We start from the raw sequence: 22214 nt of genomic DNA on the forward strand, positions 1-22214 counted from the left end.
CAGACGTGTCACACCAGGGACCGACGGCGCAGCGGAGACCTTCGGCGAAGATCAGCCGCAGGACCGTGCTCGCCGGGACGGCGGCGGCCGCCGTGTCCGGGGCGGCGGTGATCGCCTCTGCCCCGACGACCGGCACCGCGCAGGCCGCGCCGGCCCGGAGGCGGCCGCTGCCGCAGCACGGCGTCAACTACGACACCGAGCGCGAGGTGTGGAAGCCCGCGTACGTGCGGCGCGAGATCCGGGCGATCCGCCGCGACCTGCACTGCAACGCGATCATCCTGCTCGGCTCGAACCTGGGACGCCTCATGCTCGCGGCCCGCTGCGCGGCGGAGGAGGGCATGTTCGTGTGGTTCGAGGCCCGGCAGTTCGACAGGGACGCGCGGGCGACGCTGAAGTTCCTCACCGGCGTCGCCAAGGCGGCCGAGGGGCTCCGCCGCGTCCACGCCGGCGTCGGCATCTCGGTGGGCTGCGAGCTGACGATCTTCATGGAGGGGCTGGTGCCCGGTAAGGACTGGCGGGAGCGGGCCGCCAACCTCGGGACCCCGGCGGGCGAGGGCTACAACGAGCGGCTGAACGCGTTCCTCGGCCGGGCGCTCAGGACCGTCCGGCCGCTGTTCGGCGGCCGCCTCACCTACACCTCCGGCGTCTGGGAGGAGGTCGCCTGGCGCGGCTTCGACGTCGTGGGCGTCGACCTGTACCGGGACGAGACGAACGAGGCGACCTACGTCCAGGACGTCCGGGCCCTGCACCGGTTCGGCAAGCCCGTCGTCATCACCGAGTTCGGATGCTGCACCTACCGGGGCGCGGACAGGCGCGGCGGCGACGGGTTCGACATCGTCGACTGGTCGCAGGACCCGCCCGTCATCCCGCCGGGCTACGTCCGCGACGAGCGGACCCAGGCCCGCTACATCTCAGAGCTCCTGGACGTCTACGAGGCCGAGGGCGTGTACGGCGCGTTCGTCTACGACTTCATCGAGCCCGACGGCCCGTACTCTCCCGATCCCGCCAGGGACCTCGACATGGCCGGGTTCTCCCTGGTCAAGGTGCTCCCGCCCGAGACGGGACTCGGCTACGAGAAGACCGGCCACTTCGAGCCGAAGCTCGCGTTCCGCACCCTCGCCCACCGCTACGCCCCCTAGACGGCGAGGGCGGCGCCGGCGGCGATGCCGAGGGCCAGGGACAGCAGGGCGGCGGCAGCGGCGAGCGCGGTGGCGCCGCGCGCCCGGGGCGGCGGGCGGGACGGCCGCCGGAACAGCGGGACGATCCAGCGCAGGTAGTAGAAGACGCTGGCGACCGTGTTCACGGCGGCGACCGCCGCGAGCCACGCGTGACCGCCGTCCAGCGCCGCGCCGAACATCAGGACCTTCCCGACGAACACGGCGGTCGGCGGCGTCCCGACGAAGCCGAGCAGGCAGACGACGAGGGACAGGCCGAGCAGCGGCGAGGCGCGCAGCAGCCCGGTGTATCCGGCCAGGTCGTCGCGGCCGGCGGCGACCACGACCGCGAAGGCGCCGAGGTTCGTCACCGCGTAGGCGGCCACGAAGTACAGCAGCGCGGGACGGGCCAGATCGGTCCGTCCCGCCATCGCGACCGGGACGAGCAGGTAGCCCGCCTGGCTCACGGTCGAGTACGCCAGCAGGCGCCGGACGTTGTCCTGCCCGAACGCGGCGAGGTTGCCGAGCGTCATCGTCGCCGCCGCGACCACGGCGAGGAGGGCGGCCCAGCCGTCCGGGGAGGTCTCGGCGCCGAAGCGGTAGAGGGCGGCGAACGCGCCGACCTTGGGGACGGTGGTGACGTACGCGGCGACGGCGGGCGGGGCGCCCTCGGTCACGTCCGGCACCCAGTAGTGGCCCGGGACGGCGCCCGCCTTGAACAGGAGCCCGGCGAGGAGCGCGACGAGGCCCGCCGCGACCGCCGCCGGGGGCGCGCCGGCGAGCCCGGTCCGCAGCACCGGGTAGGCGGTGCCGCGCCCGACGCCGGACAGCAGCGTCACGCCGCCGAGCATGAGCACGCCCAGCAGCGCTCCCATCAGGTAGTACTTCAGCGCGGCCTCGGTCCCGGGCGCGTCCTTGCCGAACCCGGCGAGCGCGTAGGCGGGGATGCTCGCCAGCAGGTACGCGGCGACGAGGACGAGCAGGTCGGACGAGGCGCCGAGCATGATCGTCCCGAGTGCGGAGAGCAGGATCAGGACGTGGTGCTCGCTCTCCCTCGGATGGCCGCGGACCCGCCCGGCCGCGAGCAGGACCACGGCGAGCGTCGAGCCGAGCACGGTGATCCGGGTGACGTGCGTGATCGCGTCGACGGAGAAGGAGTCGAACGCCATGAGGCCGGGACGGGCCGCCGCGGCCCCCGCGAAGGCCAGGCCGGCGACGAGCCCGGCCGAGCAGACCACCGGGACCGGCCACTGGCGCGCCCGGGGCAGGAACATCCCCGCCATCAGCCCGGCCACGGCGGCGGCCAGCACGCACAGTTCGGGGGCGAGGTCGGCGGGGTTCTCGTTCATCAGCGGCCCACCAGCGCGACGACGGCGGCCGACAGCGGGTCGATCGTGTCGAGCAGGAAGCGCGGCGCGACGCCGATCACCAGCGACAGCGCCAGCAGCGGGACGAGCGCGGCCAGTTCGGGGCGCCGCACGTCGGTGACGAGCGGGGTCAGCTCGCCGGGCGGGCCGAGCACGGCGCGGTGCAGGACGCGCAGGAACAGCGCCGCCGTGACGAGGATGCCGAGGACGGCCAGGGCGCCGGTGACCGCCGTCGCCGCCGTGCCGCTCCCGATCGTCCCGGCGAAGATCTGGAACTCGGCGACGAACCCGGACAGGCCCGGCAGCCCGAGCGAGGCGAACGCGGCCACCGCGGTCAGCGCGGCGAAGACGGGCGCGCCGCGCGCGATGCCGCCGAACCGCCCGAGGTCGTAGCTGCCCGCCCGGTCGTACAGGACGCCGCACAGCAGGAACAGCGCGCCGGTGACGAGGCCGTGGCTGACCATCTGCGTGACCGCGCCGGTGACGGCGAGCCGCCGCGCGTCGGCGTCGCCGGCGGCGTATCCGGCCGCGCCCAGCGCGAGGACGATGTACCCCATGTGGTTGACCGACGTGTAGGCGACGAGCCGCTTGAGGTCGTCCTGCGCCAGTGCGACCAGCGCCCCGTACAGGACGCCGACCAGCCCGACGATCAGGAAGACCAGGGCGTAGCGCCGCCAGGCGTCCGGCAGCATCGGCATCGCGATCCGGACGAGCCCGTAGACGCCCATCTTCAGCATCACGCCGGCGAGGATCGCCGACCCCGCGGCGGGCGCGTCGGTGTGGGCGGGCGGCAGCCAGGTGTGGAAGGGCACGACGGGCGTCTTGACGCCGAGGCCGATCCCGACGGCGAGGAGCGTCAGCGCCGCCAGGCCGCCGCTCCGCGGCGGGTTCCGGGTCAGTTCGACCATGTCGAACGTGTGCGGGTCGGCGCCCAGGTAGAGGCCGATGAACCCGAGCAGCAGGACGAGCGATCCGAGGAACGTGTAGAGGAAGAACACCAGCGCCGACCGCGTCCGGTCGCCGTGCCCCCACAGCAGGATCACGAAGTACATGCCGACGATCGACAGGTCGAAGAAGACGAAGAACAGCAGCAGGTCGAGGGCCGCGAAAAGGCCCAGGCACACGGTCTCCAGGAAGAGGAACAGGATCGCGAAGGCCCGCACCCGGTGGGTCTGCCGCAGCGAGTACACCGCGCACGCGGCGAACAGCACGGCGGTCAGGGCCAGCAGCGGCAGCGACAGGCCGTCCACGCCGACGTGGTAGCCGGCCCGGACGGACGGGATCCACCGGACGTCGGTCTCGTAGGCGATCCCGCCGCGGGTGCCGTGCGCGGCCCACATCCCGATGACGAGCGCGAGGTCCAGGACGCTGACGCCGATCCACGTCCAGGGGACCGCGCGGCGTGGGACGGCGGGCAGCGCGAGCGCCACCGCCAGCGGGAGGAAGACCACCAGGTTCAGCATCGGCTCACCCGGCCAGCACGGCGACGACGACGAGCACCGCGAGCACCACGGCGGCCTGCGCGTAGTACATGTGGACCTGCCCGGTCTGCGGGCGCCGCGCCAGGGCGCCGAGCCCGCGCGCCGCGCGCCCGACCGCGTTGACGAGGCCGTCCACCCGGAACTCGACGCGGCGCCCGGCCAGCCCGGCGGTCGCCTGGACGCCGCGCGCGACGCCCCGGACCGCGCCGTCGACGACCCGGTCGTCGAATCGTGCGAGGGCCCGGGCCGCGGCGAACGACGGACGGACCACCAGGACCGAGACGGCGTCCTCCAGCCAGAGCCAGTGCAGCGCCCACGCCGGCTCCGGGATCCGCCGGACGGCCACGACCGCGCCCACCGTGAGCACCGCCAGAACACCGGAGAGGGCGAACGACCAGGGTCCGGGGCCGCTCTCGTCCGGCATGCCGAGCAGCCGCCGCCAGGCGTCCGCGACCGGGGGCAGGCCGAGCGCCCCGAGCGAGGCCGCCGCGACGGCGAGCGGGACCAGCGGCGCCCGCTGCGCGAACGGCACCCGGACCGCCCCGCCTCCGGCCACCGGACGGAACGCGGCGAGCAGGGCCTTCGCGGCATACGCCGCCGACAGGACCGACGCCGCGAGCCCCACCGCGAGGAGGGCCGGCGAGCCGCCGGAGCCCGCGAGGATCTCGTCCTTGGTGACCCACAGCGACAGCGGCGGGACGCCGGCCAGCGCGAGCGCGCCCGCTCCGAACGCCGCGCCGACCGTCCGATGCCGCCGTGCCGCGCCCTGCAACGCGTCCAACCGGTGCGTCCCGAGCACGCCCAGCCACACGCCCGCGCAGAGGAACAGGAGGCTCTTCACCGCCGCGTGCGCGACGAGGTGCGCCGTGCTGCCGCTGAGCGCGCCGGCACCGGCTCCGAGCACCATGAAGCCGATCTGCGCGCATGTGGACGCGGCGAGGAGCTGCTTGAGGTCGCGCTGCGCGAGCGCCACGGCGCCCAGGACCAGGGCGGTCACGGCCCCGGCCCAGGTCACCAGCGTGGCGGCCCAGCCGGTCGCGGCCAGCAGCGGATGCACGCGTATCAGCAGGTAGGCGCCTGCGGCGACCATCGTGGCCGAGTGCAGGAGCGCCGACACCGGGCTCGGGCCGTCCATGGCGCGCGACAGCCAGAAGGAGAACGGGAGTTGCGCCGACTTCCCGAGCGCCGACACCACCAGTCCGGCCGCGAGGAGGTCCCGCCAGGGGGCGCCGGACGCGGCGAGGTCGTCGAGCCGGAGGGAGTGGGCCCCGGCGATCGCGAACCCGGCCGCCGCGTAGAGGCCCATGTCGGCGGCCCGGGTCGTCAGGAACGCGACGCCCGCCGACCGCACCCGTCGCTCGTCCCACCACTCGTACCCGATGAGCGCGTACGACATCGCGCCCATGACCTCCCAGCCCATCAGCAGCAGGACCAGGTCGGTCGCCGTCACCGTGACGGCCATCGCCGCGGCGAACAGCAGCATCAGGCCGAAGAAGCGGACGCCGCGTCCCTCCCCCGCCGCGAAGACGAGGACCGCCGCCAGGACGGCCGCGAGCGTCACGAGCAGGACGGCGGACAGCCCGTCCACCGCGAGCCCGCCCGGCCAGCCGGGCAGGAACGTCATCCGCGCGCTCCCCGCGAGCGGACGGCCCCGCGCGATCCGCTCATCCCCTGAGGTCCCCCGCGTCGTCGGTCACGTCCACGTCGCGGGCCCGGAACAGGGCGGTGACGACGGCGAACCCCATCGCCATCTCCAGCGCCATCACCGTGATCGCGACGAGGACCAGCACCTGCCCGTCCGCCGCGCCGGGCGACACCCAGAACCAGAACGCCGCCGCGGCGACCACGATCCCGTTGATCATGAGTTCGAGGCCCATCATCAGCATCACGATCGACTGCTGCGACAGCGCCCCGAAGAGCCCCACGCAGAACAGCGCGGAGGCGAGCAGCAGGAACGCCTCTAGCGTCATCGCGCCCCCTCCCCGCCGTCGCGGCCCCCGTCGTAGCGGCCCCGGTGCGCGGCCAGCACCACCGTCGCGATCATGGTGGCCAGGATGGCGGCGCCGATCACCATCATGACCAGCATCTTCGGACCCATGATCACCTCGCCGAGCGCCACCGTGGGGTCGCGCGGCGGGCGCCCCGCGCGCTCGGGCCACGGGACGGCGAACACCCCGGCGGCCAGCGCGGCGAAGGCGGCGCCGGAGATGGCGAACGCGCCCCGCCGGTTGTGCAGCATCGTCATCGGCATCAACCCGGCCGGGTTCATCATGTACATGACCATGAAGACGGCCATCACCAGCATCTCCATGATCATCATGAGGACGATCAGGACGCCGAGGTAGTGCAGGTCGATCAGCAGCAGCTCGCCGCCGACGCACAGGAACGAGGCCAGGAGCGCGAACGTCGCCCGCGCCATCGAGTCGACGGCGAACACGGCGACGCCCGCGCCGACGGCGGCGACGGCCAGCACCCAGAACGCGACGGCCTCCACGGTCCCCCCTCACACCACGACGATCGCGACGACGAGCATCTGCAGGACCGAGGCCGGGATCAGGACCGCCCACGCCGCGGTCATGGCGCGGTCCATGCGCAGCACCGGGATGCGCCGCCGCGTCCAGACCAGCAGCGCCAGGACGGCGCACGCCTTCACCAGCGACCACAGCCACGCCGGCAGCAGCGGCCCCGAGCCGCCGCCGAGAAACAGCGGGACGGCGACGGCCGAGGCCGCCGCCAGCAGCCCGTAGCGTCCCGCCAGGAAGACGAGCCGGTCGGGACCGGACAGTTCGGCCAGGACGCCCCCGGCCACGTCGGCGCCGAGGGGATGGTCGAACGGCCCCCAGAACGCCATCGCCGCCGCCGAGACCAGGTAGACGGCGAACGCGACCGGCATCCAGACCGCGAACCACAGCCCCTCCTGCGCGTGGCCGATGGCGCGCAGGTCGAGCGAGTGCGCGGCGAGCGCGGCGGTGATGAGCGCGAACATGTGCGGCAGCTCGTAGGCGAGCCCCTGCGCGAGGAACCGGTACCCGCCCACCAGCCCGAACGCCGAGTTGACGCCCCAGCCCGCGAGCCACACCGACCCCCACGCGACGACCTCCATCGCGTTGAACCAGACGACGCCGATCCGCGTCCCGGCCGCGACGCGGTCGCCGAACGGCACCACCAGCGCCGCCAGGGCCGCCGCCACCGGCAGCGACACCGCGCCGATCCTGGTGAGCAGCACGTCCGCCCTGGCCGTGACGCGCCGCTGCACCGTCAGCAGGCGCGCGGCCTCGCGGAACGGCTCGGCCGGCCGTCCGGCGAGCGCGCCGCCGAACGACGCCGCCGCGACCGCGAGGACGCCGAGGACCAGCACCTCAACCATCGGCGACCGCCCCGAGATCGGGATCCAGGCTCGCGACGGCCAACCGGGCCGCGGCCAGTTCCGCTCCCCTCAGCAGCACCGGCAGGACGGCCGCCGCCTCGTCCCAGGTCTCGCGCGGCTGGACGGGTCGTCCTTCCAGGGCGGCGCCGACGTCGCGGAGCCAGCCGTCCAGCCGCTCCTTCACGAAGCCCCGCGTCATCCACGCCAGCGCGCGCGACCGTCCGACCTGGCGGGCGAACGGTGCGAACCGCCGCGCCAGCACGTCGTCGGCGGCCCCGGTCAGGGCGTCGTCCCGCAGCACGGCGGCGCGCTCCCCGGCCGCCTCCCATCCCGCCACGTGCAGCAGCCGGGACAGGCTGTCGAGACGGGACGCGGCCTGGCGTTCCCGCGTCCAGAACGTCCCGCCGCCGCTGTCGACGGCGGTGACCTCGGCTTCCTGGACGACGTCGCCCTGCAGGGTCAGATCGACGCGCAGCCCTGCCGGCCAGTACGACAGCACAGGCCCTAGCGGCACGTGCAGGACGTCCAGCTTCAGGCCGTCCCTGTCGTCGGCCCGGCCGGCCATGTCCGCGTCCAGGTCGAGGCCGGGACGCCGGCCTCCGGCGACGCCTTCCAGATCGGTCGCAGAGACGCGCACGCGCGGCTCGGGCATGTCCCGCCAGACCACGTCGATGGCCTCGGCCAGCGCGGGTCCGGGGTTCCCGCACACCACGAGCATCCCGGTCTCCGCGGGCGACAGGGCGGGGCGCCACCGGCGTCCGCGCAGCGCGCGCTCGACCGCGAGCCGGTCGCGCGTCCCGTCCGCGGCCGAGACGACGAACGGGCGCCGCGCGGCGAGCCGTCCGAGCCCCAGGGACCGTCTCAGGCCCACCGGAACGCCCCCTCCCGCCACGCGTAGAGGACCCCGACCAGCAGCAGCGCCAGGAAGAGGAACATCTCGACGACCGCCTTGGCGCCGATCGACGCGACGACGAGCGCCCACGGGAACATGAAGACCATCTCCATGTCGAAGGCCAGGAAGACCATCGACACCGTGTACCAGCGCACGTGGTACCGCGACACCGCGTGCTCGGCCGGGCGCGCCCCCGACAGGAACGGCCCGCTCTCGAACCCGCGGGGCGCCGCCGCGAACGAGACGGCGTAGACCCCGGCGACCAGGGCGGCCACCAGCCCGAGAACCGAGAGGACGGCGGCGGACGACGACATTGCCCCTCCGGGGTACGGGTGACGTGCTAGTCGCCCTCTACCTGATCAGCTCCCCGCCGAAACATCGCCCGGCGCAGCCCGCGCGGACTCAGGCATGGCGCACGCGGTCGGCCTCGGCGGCGGCGAGGATCATCTCGTCCACGACCCAGCGCGCCTCCGGGGACAGGTCGACCAGGGCGCGCAGCACCTCGGGCCGGATGATGCCCTGCTCGACGTCCCGGCGCAGCGCCTTCAGCGTGAGGTCCTCGCCGATGGGCTCGGACTCCCCGGCGAACCCGAAGTAGCCGATCGGCACGCCGAAGAACGTGGCGAGCGCCGTCAGGGTCTTCAACTGCGGGTTCTCCTGCCGCCCGGTGCGCAGCTTCCACACGGTGGTGGACGAGATGTCCTCACCGGTGGCGTGCGCGATGGCCGCGGCCGTCTCCACGTTGTTGCGCGGCGGCTCCGCGTCCGCCGGCCAGAGGTTCTGGATCAGCCACTCGACCTTCTCGGCGAGCGACGCTCCCGGCGGCACCTCGTCCACATGACGCTGCATTCGGCTCCCACTCCCCCCATCGCCAACGATTTAAGTTGACCACACCCTCATCCGTCAGCCAAGGACATGCCCCACGAGAGGGACGGTCGTGGCGCGCCGCTACCCGAGGGGGCAGGCGGCGCCTCCCTCCCAGGTCGCGGCGGCGCCTCCTGCCCGGCGAAGTTTACAAAGAGCCCTTGCAAAGACCCTTTGCAACATCTAACGTCGCGGGCATGAAGGAACAGCCGGCCCCGGAGACGATCACCGACCCGCAGCGGGTGCGGCTGCTCGCGCACCCGCTGCGGAGGAGGATCGCCGAGATCATGCGGCGCGGGCCCGTCTCGTCCACGACCCTCGCCCGCGAGCTGGGCGAGAGCACCGGCGCGACGAGCTACCACCTGCGGCAGCTCGCCAGGCACGGATTCGTGGAGGAGGTCCCCGAGCTGGCGCGCGGGCGGGAGCGCTGGTGGCGGGCGGTGCCCGGCGACCGGCGGCTGCCGCCCTACAGCGAGCAGTCGCCGGGGATGCGCGAGGCGGTGGAGGAGCTGACCCGCCGGGAGTTCGCGAACGAGATGGAGATGCTGGACCGCTACCTGCGGGAACGCGACGGGATGGGCCCGTGGGCGGACGCCCTGCTCTTCTCGTTCTCCACCCTCACGCTGACGCCGGAGCAGGTGCGCCCCTTCTTCGAGGAGTACATCGCGCTCCTCTACCGCTACAAGCGCGCGGACGACGATCCGCCACCGGACGCGCGCACCCTCCACGCCAGGTTCCTGGCGTTCCCGGAGGTCTGAGAGGTCCGGGCCGCCGAGTTGCCGCTCGCCGGCCCGGACGGGCGGAAGCCCGCATCACCACGCCGACCGGCGTGTTTCCACGCAACGCGAACCCCCGAACGAAAGGAGAGCACCTCATGCTGCTCTCACGCAAACGGCGCCTGCTGAAATGGGCGGTCCTGGCCTTCTGGGTCGCGGTCACGGCGGTGGCCGTGCCGCTGGCGAGCCGGCTGCCGGACGTCGTGCAGGCCGACTCGACCGCCGAACTCCCGCGCGGCGCCCAGTCCACGAGGGTCGACGAGCTGGCGGACCGGTTCGCGGACGGCGACATCGCACCGGGCATCCTCGTCTACGTCCGGCCGTCGGGCGTCACCGGCGCGGACCGCGCGAAGGCCTACGCCGACCGCCGCGCCCTCGCCCCGGTCGCGGCCGCCCCGATCGCGGCGCCCCTCCCGTCCCGCGACGGCAGGGCACTGATGCTGACCGTCCCGCTGCGGGGCGAAGGCGCCCTCGCCGACAAGGCCGGAAAGCTTCGCGACCAGGCGGCTCGGGGCACCCCGCCCGGACTCGAGGTCAGGCTGACAGGCCCCGCCGGATCCGCGCTGGACGTGGGCGACGCGTTCAAGAAGGTCGACAAACCCGTCCTGATCGCCACGGTCGTCCTGGTCGCCCTGGCCCTGCTGCTCACCTACCGCAGCCCGATCCTGTGGCTGCTGCCGATCGTGAACGCGGCGATCGCACTCCAGACGACGGGCGCCGTGGTCTACCTCCTCGGCGAGCACGCCGGCCTCTACGTCGCGGATGGGACGGCCACCATCCTGAACGCGCTGGTGTTCGGCATCTCGACCGACTACGCGCTGCTCCTGCTCGCCCGCTACCGGGAGGAGCTGCGCCGCCATCCCGACCGCCACGACGCGATGTCCGCCGCGCTGCGCCGCTCCGCCGCCCCGATCGCCGCGTCCGCCGCGACGGTCTCGCTCGGCCTGCTGTGCCTGCTCGCCGCGCGCATGGGGTTCAACTACGCGCTCGGGCCCATCGGCGCCATCGGCGTGCTCGGCGGCCTGGTCGTCGTCATGTCGCTGCTGCCCGCCCTTCTTGTGATCCTCGGCCGCTGGGTGTTCTGGCCCCGCATCCCCCGCCACGGCGACGCCCCGCCCGCACGCGGCCTGTGGGACCGCATCGGCGCCGGCGTCGCCGCACGCCCCCGGCTGGTCTGGGTGGGCGGGCTGGCGGTGCTCGCCGCCCTCGCGGCGGGCTGCCTCGGCATCAGCACGGGCCTCGACCGCGCCCACTTCCTCACCACGACGCCCGGTTCGGCGGTCGGGGAACGGCTGCTGGCGCAGCACTACCCCGGCGGCCAGGGACGCCCGCTCCAGGTCGTCACCGACGAACCGGACACCGTGGCCGCCGCCCTCCGCGCCTCCCCCGGGGTCGCCCGCGTCGGGACGCCGGAGCGCTCGACGGACGGACGCCTGACCAAGTTCGACCTCGTCCTCACCGACCCGCCGGACGGCGAGGCGGCGAAGGGCACGGTCCGCGCGTTGCGGGACGCGATCCCGGAGGCGGACTTCGGGGCGAGCACCGCGCGGCTGATCGACCTCGCCGACGCGCAGTCCCACGACCGGCGGGTGGTGATCCCGCTGGTGCTGGGGGTCGTCCTGCTCATCCTGATGGCGCTGCTCCGCGCAATCGTCGCCCCCCTCCTGGTGGTCGCCACGGTCGTCGCGTCCTACTTCGCCGCACTGGGCGCCGCCTGGCTTCTGTTCCGGTACGGGTTCGGCTTCCCCGCCCTGGACATCCAGGTCGCTCTCATGGGGTTCCTGTTCATGGTGGCGCTCGGCGTGGATACAATCTGTTCCTCGTCTCCCGGATCCGGGAGGAGGCCGCCCGCTCGGGGCACCGCGCGGGCGTCCTGCGCGGCCTCGGCGTCACCGGCGGCGTCATCTCCAGCGCCGGACTCGTCCTGGCGGCCACGTTCGGCGTCCTCGGCGTCATGCCGATCACGATGATGGTGCAGATCGGCGTCCTGGTGTCCCTCGGGGTGCTGCTGGACACCTTCTTCGTCCGCTCCGTCATCGTCCCCGCCCTGGCCCTCGACGCGGGACACCGCTTCTGGTGGCCCGCACGCACGCCGGAACCCCCGTCCCCCGCCGGCCCGCCGGCCGAGCTGATCGACGCGAAATTGGCGTGAATTGCGCGCGGGCTCTCGGTGACCGATCGCGCCCGAGGGCCCGCACCTTCTTCGAACATAGGGAAGCCTAACCAAACGTTCCAGTTCTCAACAGCTCACGGAATCCATTATCAAGAGCATTATTCATTCCAACGATCGCGACAAACGCGACTTTCATGCACCCGCGAATCACCTCACCGAAGAGAACCCACACGCTCCTTCCGCCACACCCTGACAACGGCACATGATGGCAGGTAACGCCCAAGGTCAGGAGAGGATTCCCGCATGAATACCCCTTCCGGGGAGACGTGATCGTGATTGTTTTCCCGTCCCCCCACAGCCTCACGGACGCGACCTCTCCGACACATTCGGGCAACTAGGGCGACGATCGGACAGACGGGTGAACTCGGTCACCTTCCTTCCGCACTTACGAGAATTTTCATTTCCAACTCTTCGGCAACGCGCATTCGACTAACATGTTCTTCGAACGCCCCGGGGCCCGGAATGGCTCCCGCTGGGCGGGCGTTCTTTCGAGGACGCGGAGGGGCGGTCGGGGGGGCCGCCCCTCTCGCATGCCCGTCACGGGTCGAGCACCGCGACGAACGCGACGGCGTCCCCGCCGGGCCCCGGCACCGGGTACGCGCGCACCGGAAGTGCGCGGGCGGGTCAACCGGTCGAGACGCCCAGGGCGTGACGGAGTTGGCTGGACAGCCAGGCGGTGTAGGCCTGGGGGCTCCAGCCTCGTGTCGTGACCAGGGCTCGGTAGTGGGACGGGTCGTTGAACAGCCACACGACGTCCACGGCGCGCTCGTGGTCGAGGTCGTGCGACGCGGGGCCCAGCGACTCGATGCGGTCGACCACCATGGCGGCGCCGAGGCGGCGGTTGCGCTGCATCGTCTCCCACAGCTCGGCCGGTTCGGGCCCCTCGTCGGCCGCCCGGCGGGCCACCTCGAAGATCTCCGCGGCGCGCTCGCCGATGAGGCGGCAGACCTCGGCGTAGGCGTTCACGACCGCCTCCGGCGTCGTCCCCTCCAGCACCGGCCGGAACCACGGGCGCTCGGCGACCGGCACCGGCTCGTCGTCGCCCGCGAGGGCCTGGTCCACCACCTCGCGGAGCAGCGCGGCCTTGGAGCCGAAGGCGGCGAAGGCCGTCGGCCGCGCCACCTCGGCGTCCTTGGCGATGTCGGCGAGGGAGGCGGCGGCGTAGCCGCGCTCGACGAAGAGGCGGTTCGCCGCAGCGACGATCGCCTGCCGGGTCTGCCGGGCCCGCTGGTCGCGCAGCGGCGAGTCGTACCGGCGCCTCCCGCGGCCGGACGAGCTGTCATTGACGCCCATGCCGAGGCATACTACCGTCCTATTCAATAGACGTTGTCTCTCCAACTGGAGGCGGCCGTGTTACCCGTCAACCGTCCCTACGTCCTGGGAAGCGCCGAGGGCCAGGCGCTGTGGTTCCTCGGCAACCTCGTCACCGTCAAGGCCGCGGGCGCGCAGACCCGGGGCGGGGTCACCGTCGCGGAGTTCCTCAACCCGGCCGGATTCGCCCCGCCGCTGCACCGCCACCTGGAAGAGGACGAGATGTTCTACGTCCTGTCGGGCACGGCCCGCTTCCTGTGCGACGGCGAGGAGCTCGTCGCCCGTCCTGGGGACTTCGTGCTCCTGCCGGTCGGCCTGCCCCACACGTTCGTGGTCGGCTCCGATGAACCGCTGCGCTGCCTTCAGATCACCACGCCGTGCGGCTTCGAGGAGTTCGCCGCGGAAGCCGGCACCCCGGCCCGCGAACTCCGGCTCCCCGACCCGGAACCGTTCGACCCCGCGGTGCTCGGGCACGCGGCGGCACGCCACCACGTCGAGATCCTCGGCCCTCCCCCGAACGCCGTCGGCGCGTCTCGTCCGGAGTGACGGCCGAGGACTGGAGGAAGGCCGCGGCGGACGCCGAGGCGAACGCGCGGGTCCGCGGCGTGGACGCACGCGTTCGCGGCTGGGGGCGACCTCAGGCGTGCGGGACGAGATCGGAGTCCGCCGGCTCCGGCCTGCCGGGAGAGCGGCTGTCGCGCCGGTAGCGTCCGGGCGGGAGGCCGAACTCGCGTTTGAACGCGTTGGCGAATGCGTACTCCGAGCCGTATCCGACCTGTTCCGCCACGACGTTCAGAGGGGCGTCGGAGTCGCGCAGCAGCCGCGTCGCGATCGTCAACCGCCACCAGGTCAGGTAGGCCAGCGGCGGCCGCCCCACGAGCGCCGTGAAACGACGGGAGAAGGCGGCCCGCGACAGTCCCGCGTGCGCGCCCAGGCCGGCGACGGTCCAGGGACGCGCGGGATCGCCGTGGAGCGCCTCCAGGGCGGTACTGATCGCGGGGTCGGCGAGCGCCGCCGCCCACCCGGTGGCCCCGCCGCCCTCCGGTTGATCGGCGAACCATGCCCGGAGGATGTAGAGCAGCAGCGTGTCCAGCAGAGCGGGCACGAGGGCGCCGGTGCCCGGCTGAGGGTCCTCGAGTTCCGCGCCCAGCAGCTCGACCGCGGCGCGCAGCCGGGGGTGGCGTCCCAGCCGAGCGGGCAGATGCAGCACCGGAGGCAGATCGTCGAGCAGCGGGTGGACGCGGGCGGCGGCGAGCTCGTAGGCCCCGCAGAGCGTCACCGCGGCCGGGGAGCCCGAGCCCGCCCGTCCGATCGGCGCGGCGGCGTGCCTGCGCTCGAACCTGACGTCGCCCTGCGGATCGCAGGCGTGCTCGGCCAAGGGCGTGGACGGAGCGTCGGCCAGGCCGTGCCGGCTCTCATGAGGAAGGAACACCACGTCACCGGCGGCCAGCGGGAACGGGTCGCCACCTTCCGGGATGAACCAGCAGGAACCCCGCAAGACGATCTGGAACCCGGCCGCTCCCGGCACTGTCCGGAACCGCTGCCCCCACGGCGCCGACCATTCGACCAGCGCCGACCGCGGCTCACCGGTGCGCATCACGGCTATCACGTCGCTCAGCACATCCATCCCCGGATTCTAGCGATGGTGCTCATCGGGGAGACGCTTGCTTAAGAATCCGAGATGAACACGCATTGGTCGTCCACGGCACCGGATCTACGGTCGATATCACTCAAGATCAGCAAGGACGCGCACGAGAGATGCGCGGTCCCCTTCCACCGAGGACGACTCATGACACCAGGACTCCGATCGGATCGGCCCGCTCCGAGCCGTAGCGCGACGATGATGGCGGCGCGCGTCCACGCCTTCGGCGGGCCCGACGTGATCCGCCATGAGCGGGTCCCCCGTCCGTCCCCGGGGCCGGGCGAGGTGCTGGTGCGCGTCGCGGCCGCCGGGTTCAACCCCTCGGACGTGGGCTTCCGGGCCGGCATGATGCGCGACATCGTCCCGCTGGACCTGCCGTTCACTCTCGGCTCCGAGGCCGCCGGGACGGTCGTCCAGGTCGGCGACGGCGTCGAACGCTTCGCGGTCGGCGACCACGTCGTCGGCCGCCTCGACGAGGGCGGCGCGGCGGCCGAGTACCTCACCGCTTCCGCCGCCCGGCTCGCCAGCGCGCCTTCCGGGCTCCCGCTCGCCCATGCCGCGGCGATCCCGGTCGCGGGGCTGACCGCCTGGCAGGGGCTGTTCGACCACGCCCGCGTCGGACCGGGCACGCGGATCCTCGTCAACGGCGCGGGGGGCGGCGTGGGCATGTTCGCCGTCCAGCTGGCCCGGCGCGCCGGCGCCCGCGTCATCGCCACCGCCGGTCCGCGCAGCTCCGACCGGGTCCGCGGCTACGGCGCCGAGCAGATCATCGACTACACGCGGGTCCCTCCGCACGAGGCGCTGGACCGTCCGGTGGATCTGGTGTTCAACCTCGTCCCGACAGCGCCCGAGGCCGCGCGGGCGCTGTGCCGCGCCGTCCGCCCCGGCGGCTCCCTCGTCTCGATCACCGGCCCGGTGCAGCCCCCGCCCGGATCGGACGTGACGGCCGCGCACTTCGTCGCCCGCAACGACCCCGCTCAACTCGCCGAACTCATCGCCCTCGTCGACGACGGCGCGGTGCGGGTGGACGTCGCGGCGGCCCGTCCGCTCGCGGAACTCCCGGCCGTGCACCGGGACGCCGAGGCCGGCCGCGCGAACGGCAGGACCATCCTCGTCCCCTGAAAGCCATCGGGCGGCGCCGCCCGCCTGCCCTCCGGGACCGCAGCGATCAGGCGCGCGGTGCGTACATGATGATCAGGACGCCGAGGACGCAGACGGCCGCCCCGGCGACGTCCCAGCGGTCGGGGCGGAACCCGTCCACGGCCATGCCCCAGGCCAGGGACCCGGCGACGAACACGCCCCCGTAGGCGGCCAGGACGCGGCCGAAGTGGGCGTCGGGCTGGAAGGTCGCGACGAAGCCGTACAGGCCGAGGGCGACCAGGCCCGCGCCGATCCACCAGCCGCCCCGGTGCTCGCGGACGCCCTGCCAGATCATCCAGGCGCCGCCGATCTCCGCGACCGCGGCGAGGGCGAACAGGGCGAGGGAGCGCGCGATCGTCATACCGGAACGGTACTCACGCACGGAACCGCTCCCCCGCGGCCCCGGCAGGCGATCGGTGTCTCCACCATCCCGGCTCCCCGTCCCGGCCGCCCTGCGGCGGCCCATGACCTGACGGTCAGCCTGTGCCCCACTCCCGGATGCAACCCGGGGGGTTGCCGCGCCCGTCCCCGCCGCCGGTCACGCGGCGGCGGGGCCGGAGATACCTCAGACGGTCGCGCCGTCGCTGATGTGCAGGACCGCGTCGGCCGTGTCGAGGACCGCCTGGTCCAGAGGGAAATAGCCCTGCTCGGGGACGGTGTCGGTGCGCCGGCGGGCGGGCGGGATCGCGGCGGCCGGCGTCAGGCCCCACGTGGCGATGCGGCTCTGCATGCCGCCCTCGTAGGTGTCCGGCTCCGGTTCCCCGAGCTTGATCGTTTCACTGCGGCCCAGGCTCCCGGCGATGAAGGCGTACCGCTCGTCCAGCAGGGACGCGATGACGGAGCCGGTGCCGAACCAGGTGAGGTCGATGTCCCCCATGCTCATATGGCACGGGTTTCGCTGCAGGTGGGTGTTGTGCGCGAAGACGAAGGTCGGGCCGCGCCGGTCCTCGGCGTTCCGGACGGCCAGGAGGTTCTGGGCCATGAGCGCGTCGCGGGCGGCCGCCAGGCGCGAGATGCGCGCGTCCCGCTCCAGGCGCTGGGTCGCCCGCTTGTGGTACCGCAGCAGGCCGATGGCGGCGGTCAGGTGGATCTCCGCTCTGGACCACTCGGCGCGCGACGTCGCCGCGATCAGTTTCGGGGCGCGCTCGTAGAGCGCGAGGAGCATGTCGTCGGCGATCGTCCGCAGCCTGCCCGCCTCGGGCGTCGCACCGATCGACTGGGCCGGATCCATGACCGCCTCCGGGCGGCTCCACCGCCGGTCGTCGCCGGAGAGGGCCGCGATGTCGAGGTCGAGTCCCATGTAGTCGCGGGCGTGTTCGAGGTAGGCGCGCGGGCTGGGGGCGCTGAGGGTCTCCATCGGAGCGTCGAAGCCGTGGAAGGCCAGCCGCTCGTGCGGGGGACGGCCCTCGTTGTACTCCCGCATCCAGGCGACCAGCCGCCGGTTGGCGTCGATCTCCCCCCAGCCGTGCGAGAAGCCTTCGCTCATCACGGCGTCGAGGCTCCCCTTCCCCTCCTGGACGAAGTCGTCGACGGCGAGGGCGGCGACCCGGTCGGTCTCCATGGCGATCGACCGGAAGCCGTGGCCCGCCAGCCGGGCGAACAGTTCGTTGCGGAGCCGCCCGAAGGACGGCTCCCGGTGCGTCGGCTCGCCGAACGCCAGAAGGTCACAGGAGGCGGGCACGAAGTCGCGAATGTCCTGACTCATGTGGTGAAAGCGTATCCTTGAAAAGACGGTTGATACTTTCCCGCCTGTGACCGTCGTTCTTCCGTCCCAAGCCTCAAAGCGGTGATCACCCTGCGACCGTCCGACCTCGCGCGCGGGCACGGCCTCTCGGCGCAGGCCGTGCGCAACTACGAGCGCGACGGGTTCCTCCCGCCCGCCGACCGCACGCCCAGCGGCTACCGGATCTACACCGAGGTGCACGCGGCCGCCCTGCGCGCGTTCCTCGCCCTCGTCCCGGCGTTCGGGCACGCCGCCGGCGGCCGGATCATGAACGCGGTCAACGACGGTGACGTCGACGACGCCCTGCTGGTCATCGACCGCGGCCACGAGCAGGTGCTCCGCGACCGCGAGACCCTCACGGCGGTGAAGAGCGCGGTGGACCATCTGATGGCGGAGCCGGGCGCCGAGCGCCCGGGCGCCCCCGGGCCGCTGACGATCGGCGAACTCGCCCACCGGCTCGACGTCACCCCCGCGACGCTGCGCAACTGGGAGGGCATCGGCATCCTCGTCCCCGCCCGCGATCCGGCGACCGGGTACCGCGTCTTCCGCGCGAGCGACGTCCGCGACGCCGAACTCGCCCATCTCCTCAGGCGCGGCGGCTACCCGCTGGAGCACATCGCCACGGTGGTCCGGCAGGTCCGGACGGCGGGCGGCACCGGGCCCCTGGCGGAGGCGCTGGACGACTGGCGGCGCAGGCTCACCGCACGGGGCCTCGCCATGCTCGCCGCGTCCGGTGAACTGAGCCGCTATCTGGACGTTCTCGACCGCGCCGGGTGGCGAACGGATCCAGGAGAAGCAGGCACTGCAGCAGGAGGGGGCCGAGGGCGAGGCTGAACAGGCAGTCGGTGAGCCAGTGCTTGTCGACCACCGTGAGGGCCACCGCCGTGACCGTCCCGGTCACCACCGCGATGTCGCGGCGGCGGCGCGGAGGCAGGGCCCCGGACGTCGCGGGGAACGCGACGACCACCAGTTCGAGGATGACCCAGACGAGCACGAACCCGTTGAGGGTGTGGCCGGACGGGTAGGCGTCGCCGCGGACGAACAGCACGTCGGTCTCGCTGATCGGGAACGTCCGGGGGATCGCCGCCTTCAGCAGCACCTGCAGCAGCGAGAGGACGCCCACGATCAGCACGCTCGCCAGCGGGTACCGGACCGACCGCACCCGTACCGCGGCGATGATCGCGAGCGGGACGATGACCCTCGCCAGGTAGCCCCGCTGGCCGAGCGCCGCGAAGACGTCCACCGCCGTCAGCCGCCAGCCCTGGACGTGCGCGTCGCTCCAGTCGTGCACGACGTGGTCGAGGTGGCGGAGCGGACCGTCCAGCAGGACGTCCACCGTGACGAGCACCATGACCGCCACGAGCACCGCGTACCAGCTCTTGGTCCCCCACCTCACGGCCGGAACATTCCCCGGCCCGCACCGGAAGCACCTCATCGGCGCATCAGAATGCGCGCCGTGCGAAGGAGACGCAGAGAAATGCTCGTCACGAGCCTGTGAGAAAGAGGTGGCGCACACGTACGCGCCCAGAGACTTGCCAGGTACCCCCGAGCGGATTCGAACCGCCGTTACCGCCTTGAGAGGGCGGCGTCCTAGGCCACTAGACGACGGGGGCAGGACCATGACCTTCGCGGTCTCCCGCGCGGCCTCGCCTAGCTTACCGGACCCGACCCCCCACCTCGAACCGGTTTCCCCCCGAACCTCCCAGCACCCCCACGCTCACGACGACGCCCGTCTACAGACTGCACAACCTCGATCACGATCGCAGCCGGAGGAGCGGGGACGCTCCTGCCCCCACTTGGCCGCCCAAGCTTCAACGCCCGGCTTCGCGGGCCAGGAAGGCGCTCCGGACAACCGGCTCGAATCCGCCATTGCAGAAATCGTCGGCTTGAGCCCCATACGAACTGAACGGCTCGTCGAAGCACAGAGAAGGAAAGCGCCGGTCGCCACAAACCGCCAACACGAGGGAATCGCACGAAGGCGACAGAAAAACGCCGGTTGGACGTCGCAGAAAAAACCCTCTAGGCGTACGCCCCAACCAAGTGAGGGCGAAGCCCGAACACCGGGGGTTCCAGGGGGTCGCCCCCCTGGGAAGACACTGCGGGCCCCGGCGAAGTTGAGGCCTGAAGGGCCCAACGAGCAGGGAAGCCCGCCACGTACCCCCGAGCGGATTCGAACCGCCGTTACCGCCTTGAGAGGGCGGCGTCCTAGGCCACTAGACGACGGGGGCGTGTGTCCGCCTGAGCGGACGCAGCTGGGGTACCAGGACTCGAACCTAGACTAAGTGAACCAGAATCACTCGTGCTGCCGATTACACCATACCCCAGTGAGGTACGGGCTCCCGAACCGTTTCCGGCTGGTTGCTCGCGCCTCGAAGAGAATACAGGACAGTGGGAGCAGGGCCAAAACGATTGGCCGACCGGAGGGTCATCGGGTGAAGTCGGGCGGTCCGATGTGCTCGTGACCCCAGGCGACGAGGGGGCGGAGGCGCCGCCAGGACGCGCCGACCCGGGAGACGACCTCGTCGGCGTCGGACATCCACGGGTCGGCGGGCCAGCCCTCGCGGGCGTAGAGGGAGCGGTGCCGCAGGAGGTCCAGCCGGGGGTGGTCGGGGTCGGTCCCGCGCGGGCGGGTCTTGAGGCGGTCGCCGGCGATCTCCATGCCGGCGGCGCGGAGGTCGTCCACGATGGCCCGCAGCTCGGCGCCGTGGGTGTCGGAGGCGACGGCCTCGCGGTAGCGGCGGAGCTGGTCGGGGGTCGGGGCGTACATGCCGCCCGCGACCATGAGCCCGTCCGCGTCGACCTGGATGTAGAAGCCCTCGCTGGTGTGGCCGCCCTGGTGCGTCTTGTACGGCGTCTTGTCCTTGCTGAACCGGACGTCGCGGTAGGGGCGGAAGAGCTTGACCGCGCCGAACTCGCCTTCGAGTTCGGCGCACAGCTCGGCCAAGGGCTCACGCACGTGGCGCTCGTAGACGTCCTTGTGGGACGTCCAGTAGGGCTTGCTGTTGTCGGCCTGCAAACCCTCGTAGAAGGCGAACGCCTCGTCGCTGAAGCCGCTGAACACCTGGGCCCCCTCAGTCGCGGGCGATGACCCGGTTGGTGAGGCTGCCGATGTTCTCGACGGTGACGGTGACCTCGTCCCCGACCTCCAGGGGGCCGACGCCGGCGGGGGTGCCGGTCAGGATGACGTCGCCGGGCAGCAGCGTCATGACCTGGCTGACGTACTCGACCAGGGTGGGGACGTCGTGCAGCAGCAGGGACGTGCGGGCCTCCTGCCGGACCTCCCCGTTGACGGTGGTGGAGATCGACAGGTCGGCGGGATCGACCTCGGTCTCGATCCACGGCCCGATCGGGCAGAACGTGTCGAAGCCCTTGGCCCGCGTCCACTGCCCGTCCTTGGCCTGCAGGTCGCGGGCGGTGACGTCGTTGGCGCAGGTGTAGCCGAGGATGACCTCGGCGGCGCGGGCCGCCGGGACCTCGCGGCACATCCGGCCGATGACGACGGCGAGCTCGCCCTCGTGGTCGACGCGCTCGGACAGCTTCTGCGGGTAGGCGATCGCCTCCTCGGGGCCGATCACGGCGGTGGACGGCTTGGAGAACAGCACCGGCTCGGCGGGCGGCTCGTCCCCGCCCATCTCGCGGACGTGGTCGGCGTAGTTCTTCCCGATCGCGATGATCTTGCTGGGCAGGATCGGGGCGAGCAGCCGGACGTCGGCGAGCGGGAGGCGCTGCCCGGTGAAGGTCAGCTCCCCGAAGGGGTGGGCCGCGATGACGGCGACGGTGTTCTCCTCCACCACACCGAAGGACATGCCGTCGTCGGTGGAGAATCTGGCGATACGCATGGTCAAGAGCCTAGTACGCCGGTCAGAAGCCGCAGGCCCTGCCGTTCAGCACGCAGGACTTCGGGGTGGACGCCGTCCCGGCCGCGCCGAACTGGATGTCCCAGGTCGAGCCGGGCTGGATCGGGGGGACGCCGTCCAGGTTCCTGATCTCGACGGTGGAGCCGCCGTGCACGAGCCGGGCGCCCCAGATGTTCTTCACGTCGGCGCGGGGGGCCTTGAACGTCAGCTTCCACGCCTTCAGGGGCTTCTTGGTGTGGTTCGTGATGACCATCTTGCCCTCGAAGTACCCGCTGTCCTGCTGGACGAGCTGGTACGTGATGCCCTTGCCCTGCACGAGCGGCCCGATCGGGGCGGTGGTCACCGGGGGCGGCGTGACGGGCTGCCCGCCGGGCTGCTGCCCCCCAGGCTGCTGCCCCCCGGGCGGCTGGTTCGTGGGGGCCCCGGACTGCGGGGGCGTGGCGGGCGCGCCGCCGCCGGGCGTGGGC

At 72.8% G+C, this 22214-nt stretch carries 21 protein-coding genes, 3 tRNA genes and 2 pseudogenes; 6 read left to right on the top strand and 20 right to left on the bottom strand.

The annotated features are described in order from the left end of the window. The first annotated feature begins 5 nt into the window (after window positions 1-5). The gene (locus ABWI04_RS20425) at window positions 6-1139 is read left to right on the top strand and encodes a glycoside hydrolase family 113 protein (RefSeq protein WP_345174879.1); all 1134 of its coding nucleotides are present in this window, start codon (window positions 6-8) and stop codon (window positions 1137-1139) included. On the opposite strand, the gene ABWI04_RS20430 is transcribed toward ABWI04_RS20425, so the two are convergent. From ABWI04_RS20430 to ABWI04_RS20470, 9 genes are all read right to left on the bottom strand, one after another. After that, window positions 1136-2503 (bottom strand): NADH-quinone oxidoreductase subunit N, encoded by a 1368-nt coding sequence (locus ABWI04_RS20430; protein ID WP_345174877.1) that lies wholly within the window; start codon window positions 2501-2503, stop codon window positions 1136-1138. The two genes, ABWI04_RS20425 and ABWI04_RS20430, sit on opposite strands and share 4 nt — an antisense overlap. Continuing rightward, the gene (locus ABWI04_RS20435) at window positions 2503-3984 is read right to left on the bottom strand and encodes a complex I subunit 4 family protein (protein WP_353833421.1); all 1482 of its coding nucleotides are present in this window, start codon (window positions 3982-3984) and stop codon (window positions 2503-2505) included. The genes ABWI04_RS20430 and ABWI04_RS20435 overlap by 1 nt, the downstream gene beginning before the upstream one ends. Window positions 3985-3988: 4 nt before the next feature. Then, window positions 3989-5626, bottom strand: coding sequence for an NADH-quinone oxidoreductase subunit 5 family protein (locus tag ABWI04_RS20440; RefSeq protein WP_353833422.1), 1638 nt, complete (start codon window positions 5624-5626; stop codon window positions 3989-3991). A 40-nt stretch (window positions 5627-5666) separates the two neighbouring features. Next, complete coding sequence (gene nuoK / locus ABWI04_RS20445; RefSeq protein WP_345174871.1) at window positions 5667-5972, bottom strand: NADH-quinone oxidoreductase subunit NuoK; 306 nt, start codon at window positions 5970-5972, stop codon at window positions 5667-5669. After that, window positions 5969-6496 (bottom strand): NADH-quinone oxidoreductase subunit J, encoded by a 528-nt coding sequence (locus ABWI04_RS20450; RefSeq protein WP_353833423.1) that lies wholly within the window; start codon window positions 6494-6496, stop codon window positions 5969-5971. Before ABWI04_RS20450 ends, nuoK begins: the two co-directional genes overlap by 4 nt. A gap of 9 nt (window positions 6497-6505) precedes the next feature. Further along, on the bottom strand, window positions 6506-7369 hold the full coding sequence (locus ABWI04_RS20455) for a complex I subunit 1 family protein (RefSeq protein WP_345174868.1): 864 nt from the start codon (window positions 7367-7369) through the stop codon (window positions 6506-6508). Continuing rightward, the gene (locus ABWI04_RS20460; RefSeq protein ID WP_353833424.1) at window positions 7362-8240 is read right to left on the bottom strand and encodes a hypothetical protein; all 879 of its coding nucleotides are present in this window, start codon (window positions 8238-8240) and stop codon (window positions 7362-7364) included. Before ABWI04_RS20460 ends, ABWI04_RS20455 begins: the two co-directional genes overlap by 8 nt. Beyond that, window positions 8231-8575, bottom strand: coding sequence for an NADH-quinone oxidoreductase subunit A (locus ABWI04_RS20465; protein ID WP_345174863.1), 345 nt, complete (start codon window positions 8573-8575; stop codon window positions 8231-8233). Before ABWI04_RS20465 ends, ABWI04_RS20460 begins: the two co-directional genes overlap by 10 nt. An 88-nt stretch (window positions 8576-8663) precedes the next feature. After that, window positions 8664-9110, bottom strand: coding sequence for a hypothetical protein (locus tag ABWI04_RS20470; protein WP_345174862.1), 447 nt, complete (start codon window positions 9108-9110; stop codon window positions 8664-8666). A 212-nt stretch (window positions 9111-9322) separates the two neighbouring features. Between ABWI04_RS20470 and ABWI04_RS20475 the strand changes: the two genes are divergently transcribed. Then, window positions 9323-9883 (top strand): ArsR/SmtB family transcription factor, encoded by a 561-nt coding sequence (locus ABWI04_RS20475; RefSeq protein WP_345174860.1) that lies wholly within the window; start codon window positions 9323-9325, stop codon window positions 9881-9883. A 116-nt stretch (window positions 9884-9999) separates the two neighbouring features. Then, a pseudogene (locus ABWI04_RS20480) lies at window positions 10000-12053 on the top strand (MMPL family transporter). 645 nt (window positions 12054-12698) lie between these two features. On the opposite strand, the gene ABWI04_RS20485 reads toward ABWI04_RS20480, so the two are convergent. Continuing rightward, a complete protein-coding gene (locus ABWI04_RS20485) occupies window positions 12699-13367 on the bottom strand; it encodes a TetR/AcrR family transcriptional regulator (RefSeq protein WP_353833425.1) in 669 nt (222 codons plus the stop codon). A 57-nt stretch (window positions 13368-13424) separates the two neighbouring features. Here ABWI04_RS20485 and ABWI04_RS20490 point away from each other — a divergent pair, with 57 nt between their 5' ends. After that, window positions 13425-13931 (top strand): cupin domain-containing protein, encoded by a 507-nt coding sequence (locus ABWI04_RS20490; protein ID WP_353833426.1) that lies wholly within the window; start codon window positions 13425-13427, stop codon window positions 13929-13931. A gap of 91 nt (window positions 13932-14022) precedes the next feature. Here ABWI04_RS20490 and ABWI04_RS20495 read toward each other — a convergent pair whose 3' ends face one another. Continuing rightward, the gene (locus tag ABWI04_RS20495; protein WP_353833427.1) at window positions 14023-15012 is read right to left on the bottom strand and encodes an AraC family transcriptional regulator; all 990 of its coding nucleotides are present in this window, start codon (window positions 15010-15012) and stop codon (window positions 14023-14025) included. A gap of 162 nt (window positions 15013-15174) precedes the next feature. Here ABWI04_RS20495 and ABWI04_RS20500 point away from each other — a divergent pair, with 162 nt between their 5' ends. Next, window positions 15175-16149, top strand: a complete 975-nt coding sequence (locus ABWI04_RS20500) for an NADP-dependent oxidoreductase (RefSeq protein ID WP_353833428.1) — start codon at window positions 15175-15177, stop codon at window positions 16147-16149. Window positions 16150-16195: 46 nt separating this feature from the next. Here ABWI04_RS20500 and ABWI04_RS20505 read toward each other — a convergent pair whose 3' ends face one another. Together ABWI04_RS20505 and ABWI04_RS20510 are read right to left on the bottom strand one after the other, a co-directional pair. Then, window positions 16196-16528, bottom strand: a complete 333-nt coding sequence (locus ABWI04_RS20505) for a YnfA family protein (RefSeq protein ID WP_345174852.1) — start codon at window positions 16526-16528, stop codon at window positions 16196-16198. 204 nt (window positions 16529-16732) lie between these two features. After that, window positions 16733-17872 carry an erythromycin esterase family protein gene (locus ABWI04_RS20510; RefSeq protein WP_353833429.1) on the bottom strand — a complete coding sequence of 380 codons (1140 nt, stop codon included), beginning with the start codon at window positions 17870-17872 and terminating at the stop codon, window positions 16733-16735. Between the two features lie 81 nt (window positions 17873-17953). Between ABWI04_RS20510 and ABWI04_RS20515 the strand changes: the two genes are divergently transcribed. After that, window positions 17954-18724: a TioE family transcriptional regulator gene (locus ABWI04_RS20515; protein ID WP_502913141.1), complete on the top strand. Its 771-nt coding sequence runs from the start codon at window positions 17954-17956 to the stop codon at window positions 18722-18724. Window positions 18725-18749: 25 nt separating this feature from the next. On the opposite strand, the pseudogene ABWI04_RS20520 reads toward ABWI04_RS20515, so the two are convergent. From ABWI04_RS20520 to ABWI04_RS20550, 7 genes and pseudogenes are all read right to left on the bottom strand, one after another. After that, window positions 18750-19325 (bottom strand): annotated as a pseudogene (locus ABWI04_RS20520) (phosphatase PAP2 family protein); the annotation flags it as partial. A 105-nt stretch (window positions 19326-19430) separates the two neighbouring features. After that, window positions 19431-19503 (bottom strand) — tRNA-Glu (locus ABWI04_RS20525). Window positions 19504-20045: 542 nt separating this feature from the next. After that, window positions 20046-20118, bottom strand: a tRNA-Glu gene (locus ABWI04_RS20530). A gap of 24 nt (window positions 20119-20142) precedes the next feature. Further along, window positions 20143-20214, bottom strand: a tRNA-Gln gene (locus ABWI04_RS20535). A gap of 101 nt (window positions 20215-20315) precedes the next feature. Next, entirely contained in the window at window positions 20316-20951 is a 636-nt protein-coding gene (locus tag ABWI04_RS20540; RefSeq protein WP_345174848.1) for a DUF2461 domain-containing protein, read from the bottom strand. A gap of 10 nt (window positions 20952-20961) precedes the next feature. Continuing rightward, a complete protein-coding gene (locus ABWI04_RS20545; protein ID WP_345174845.1) occupies window positions 20962-21729 on the bottom strand; it encodes a fumarylacetoacetate hydrolase family protein in 768 nt (255 codons plus the stop codon). A gap of 22 nt (window positions 21730-21751) precedes the next feature. Then, on the bottom strand, window positions 21752-22214 hold a 463-nt coding region (locus tag ABWI04_RS20550), incomplete at its 5' end, for a cellulose binding domain-containing protein (protein ID WP_353833431.1).

It is taken from the genome of Actinomadura sp. NPDC000929 (assembly GCF_040492065.1).
GTDB lineage: Bacteria > Actinomycetota > Actinomycetes > Streptosporangiales > Streptosporangiaceae > Spirillospora > Spirillospora verrucosospora.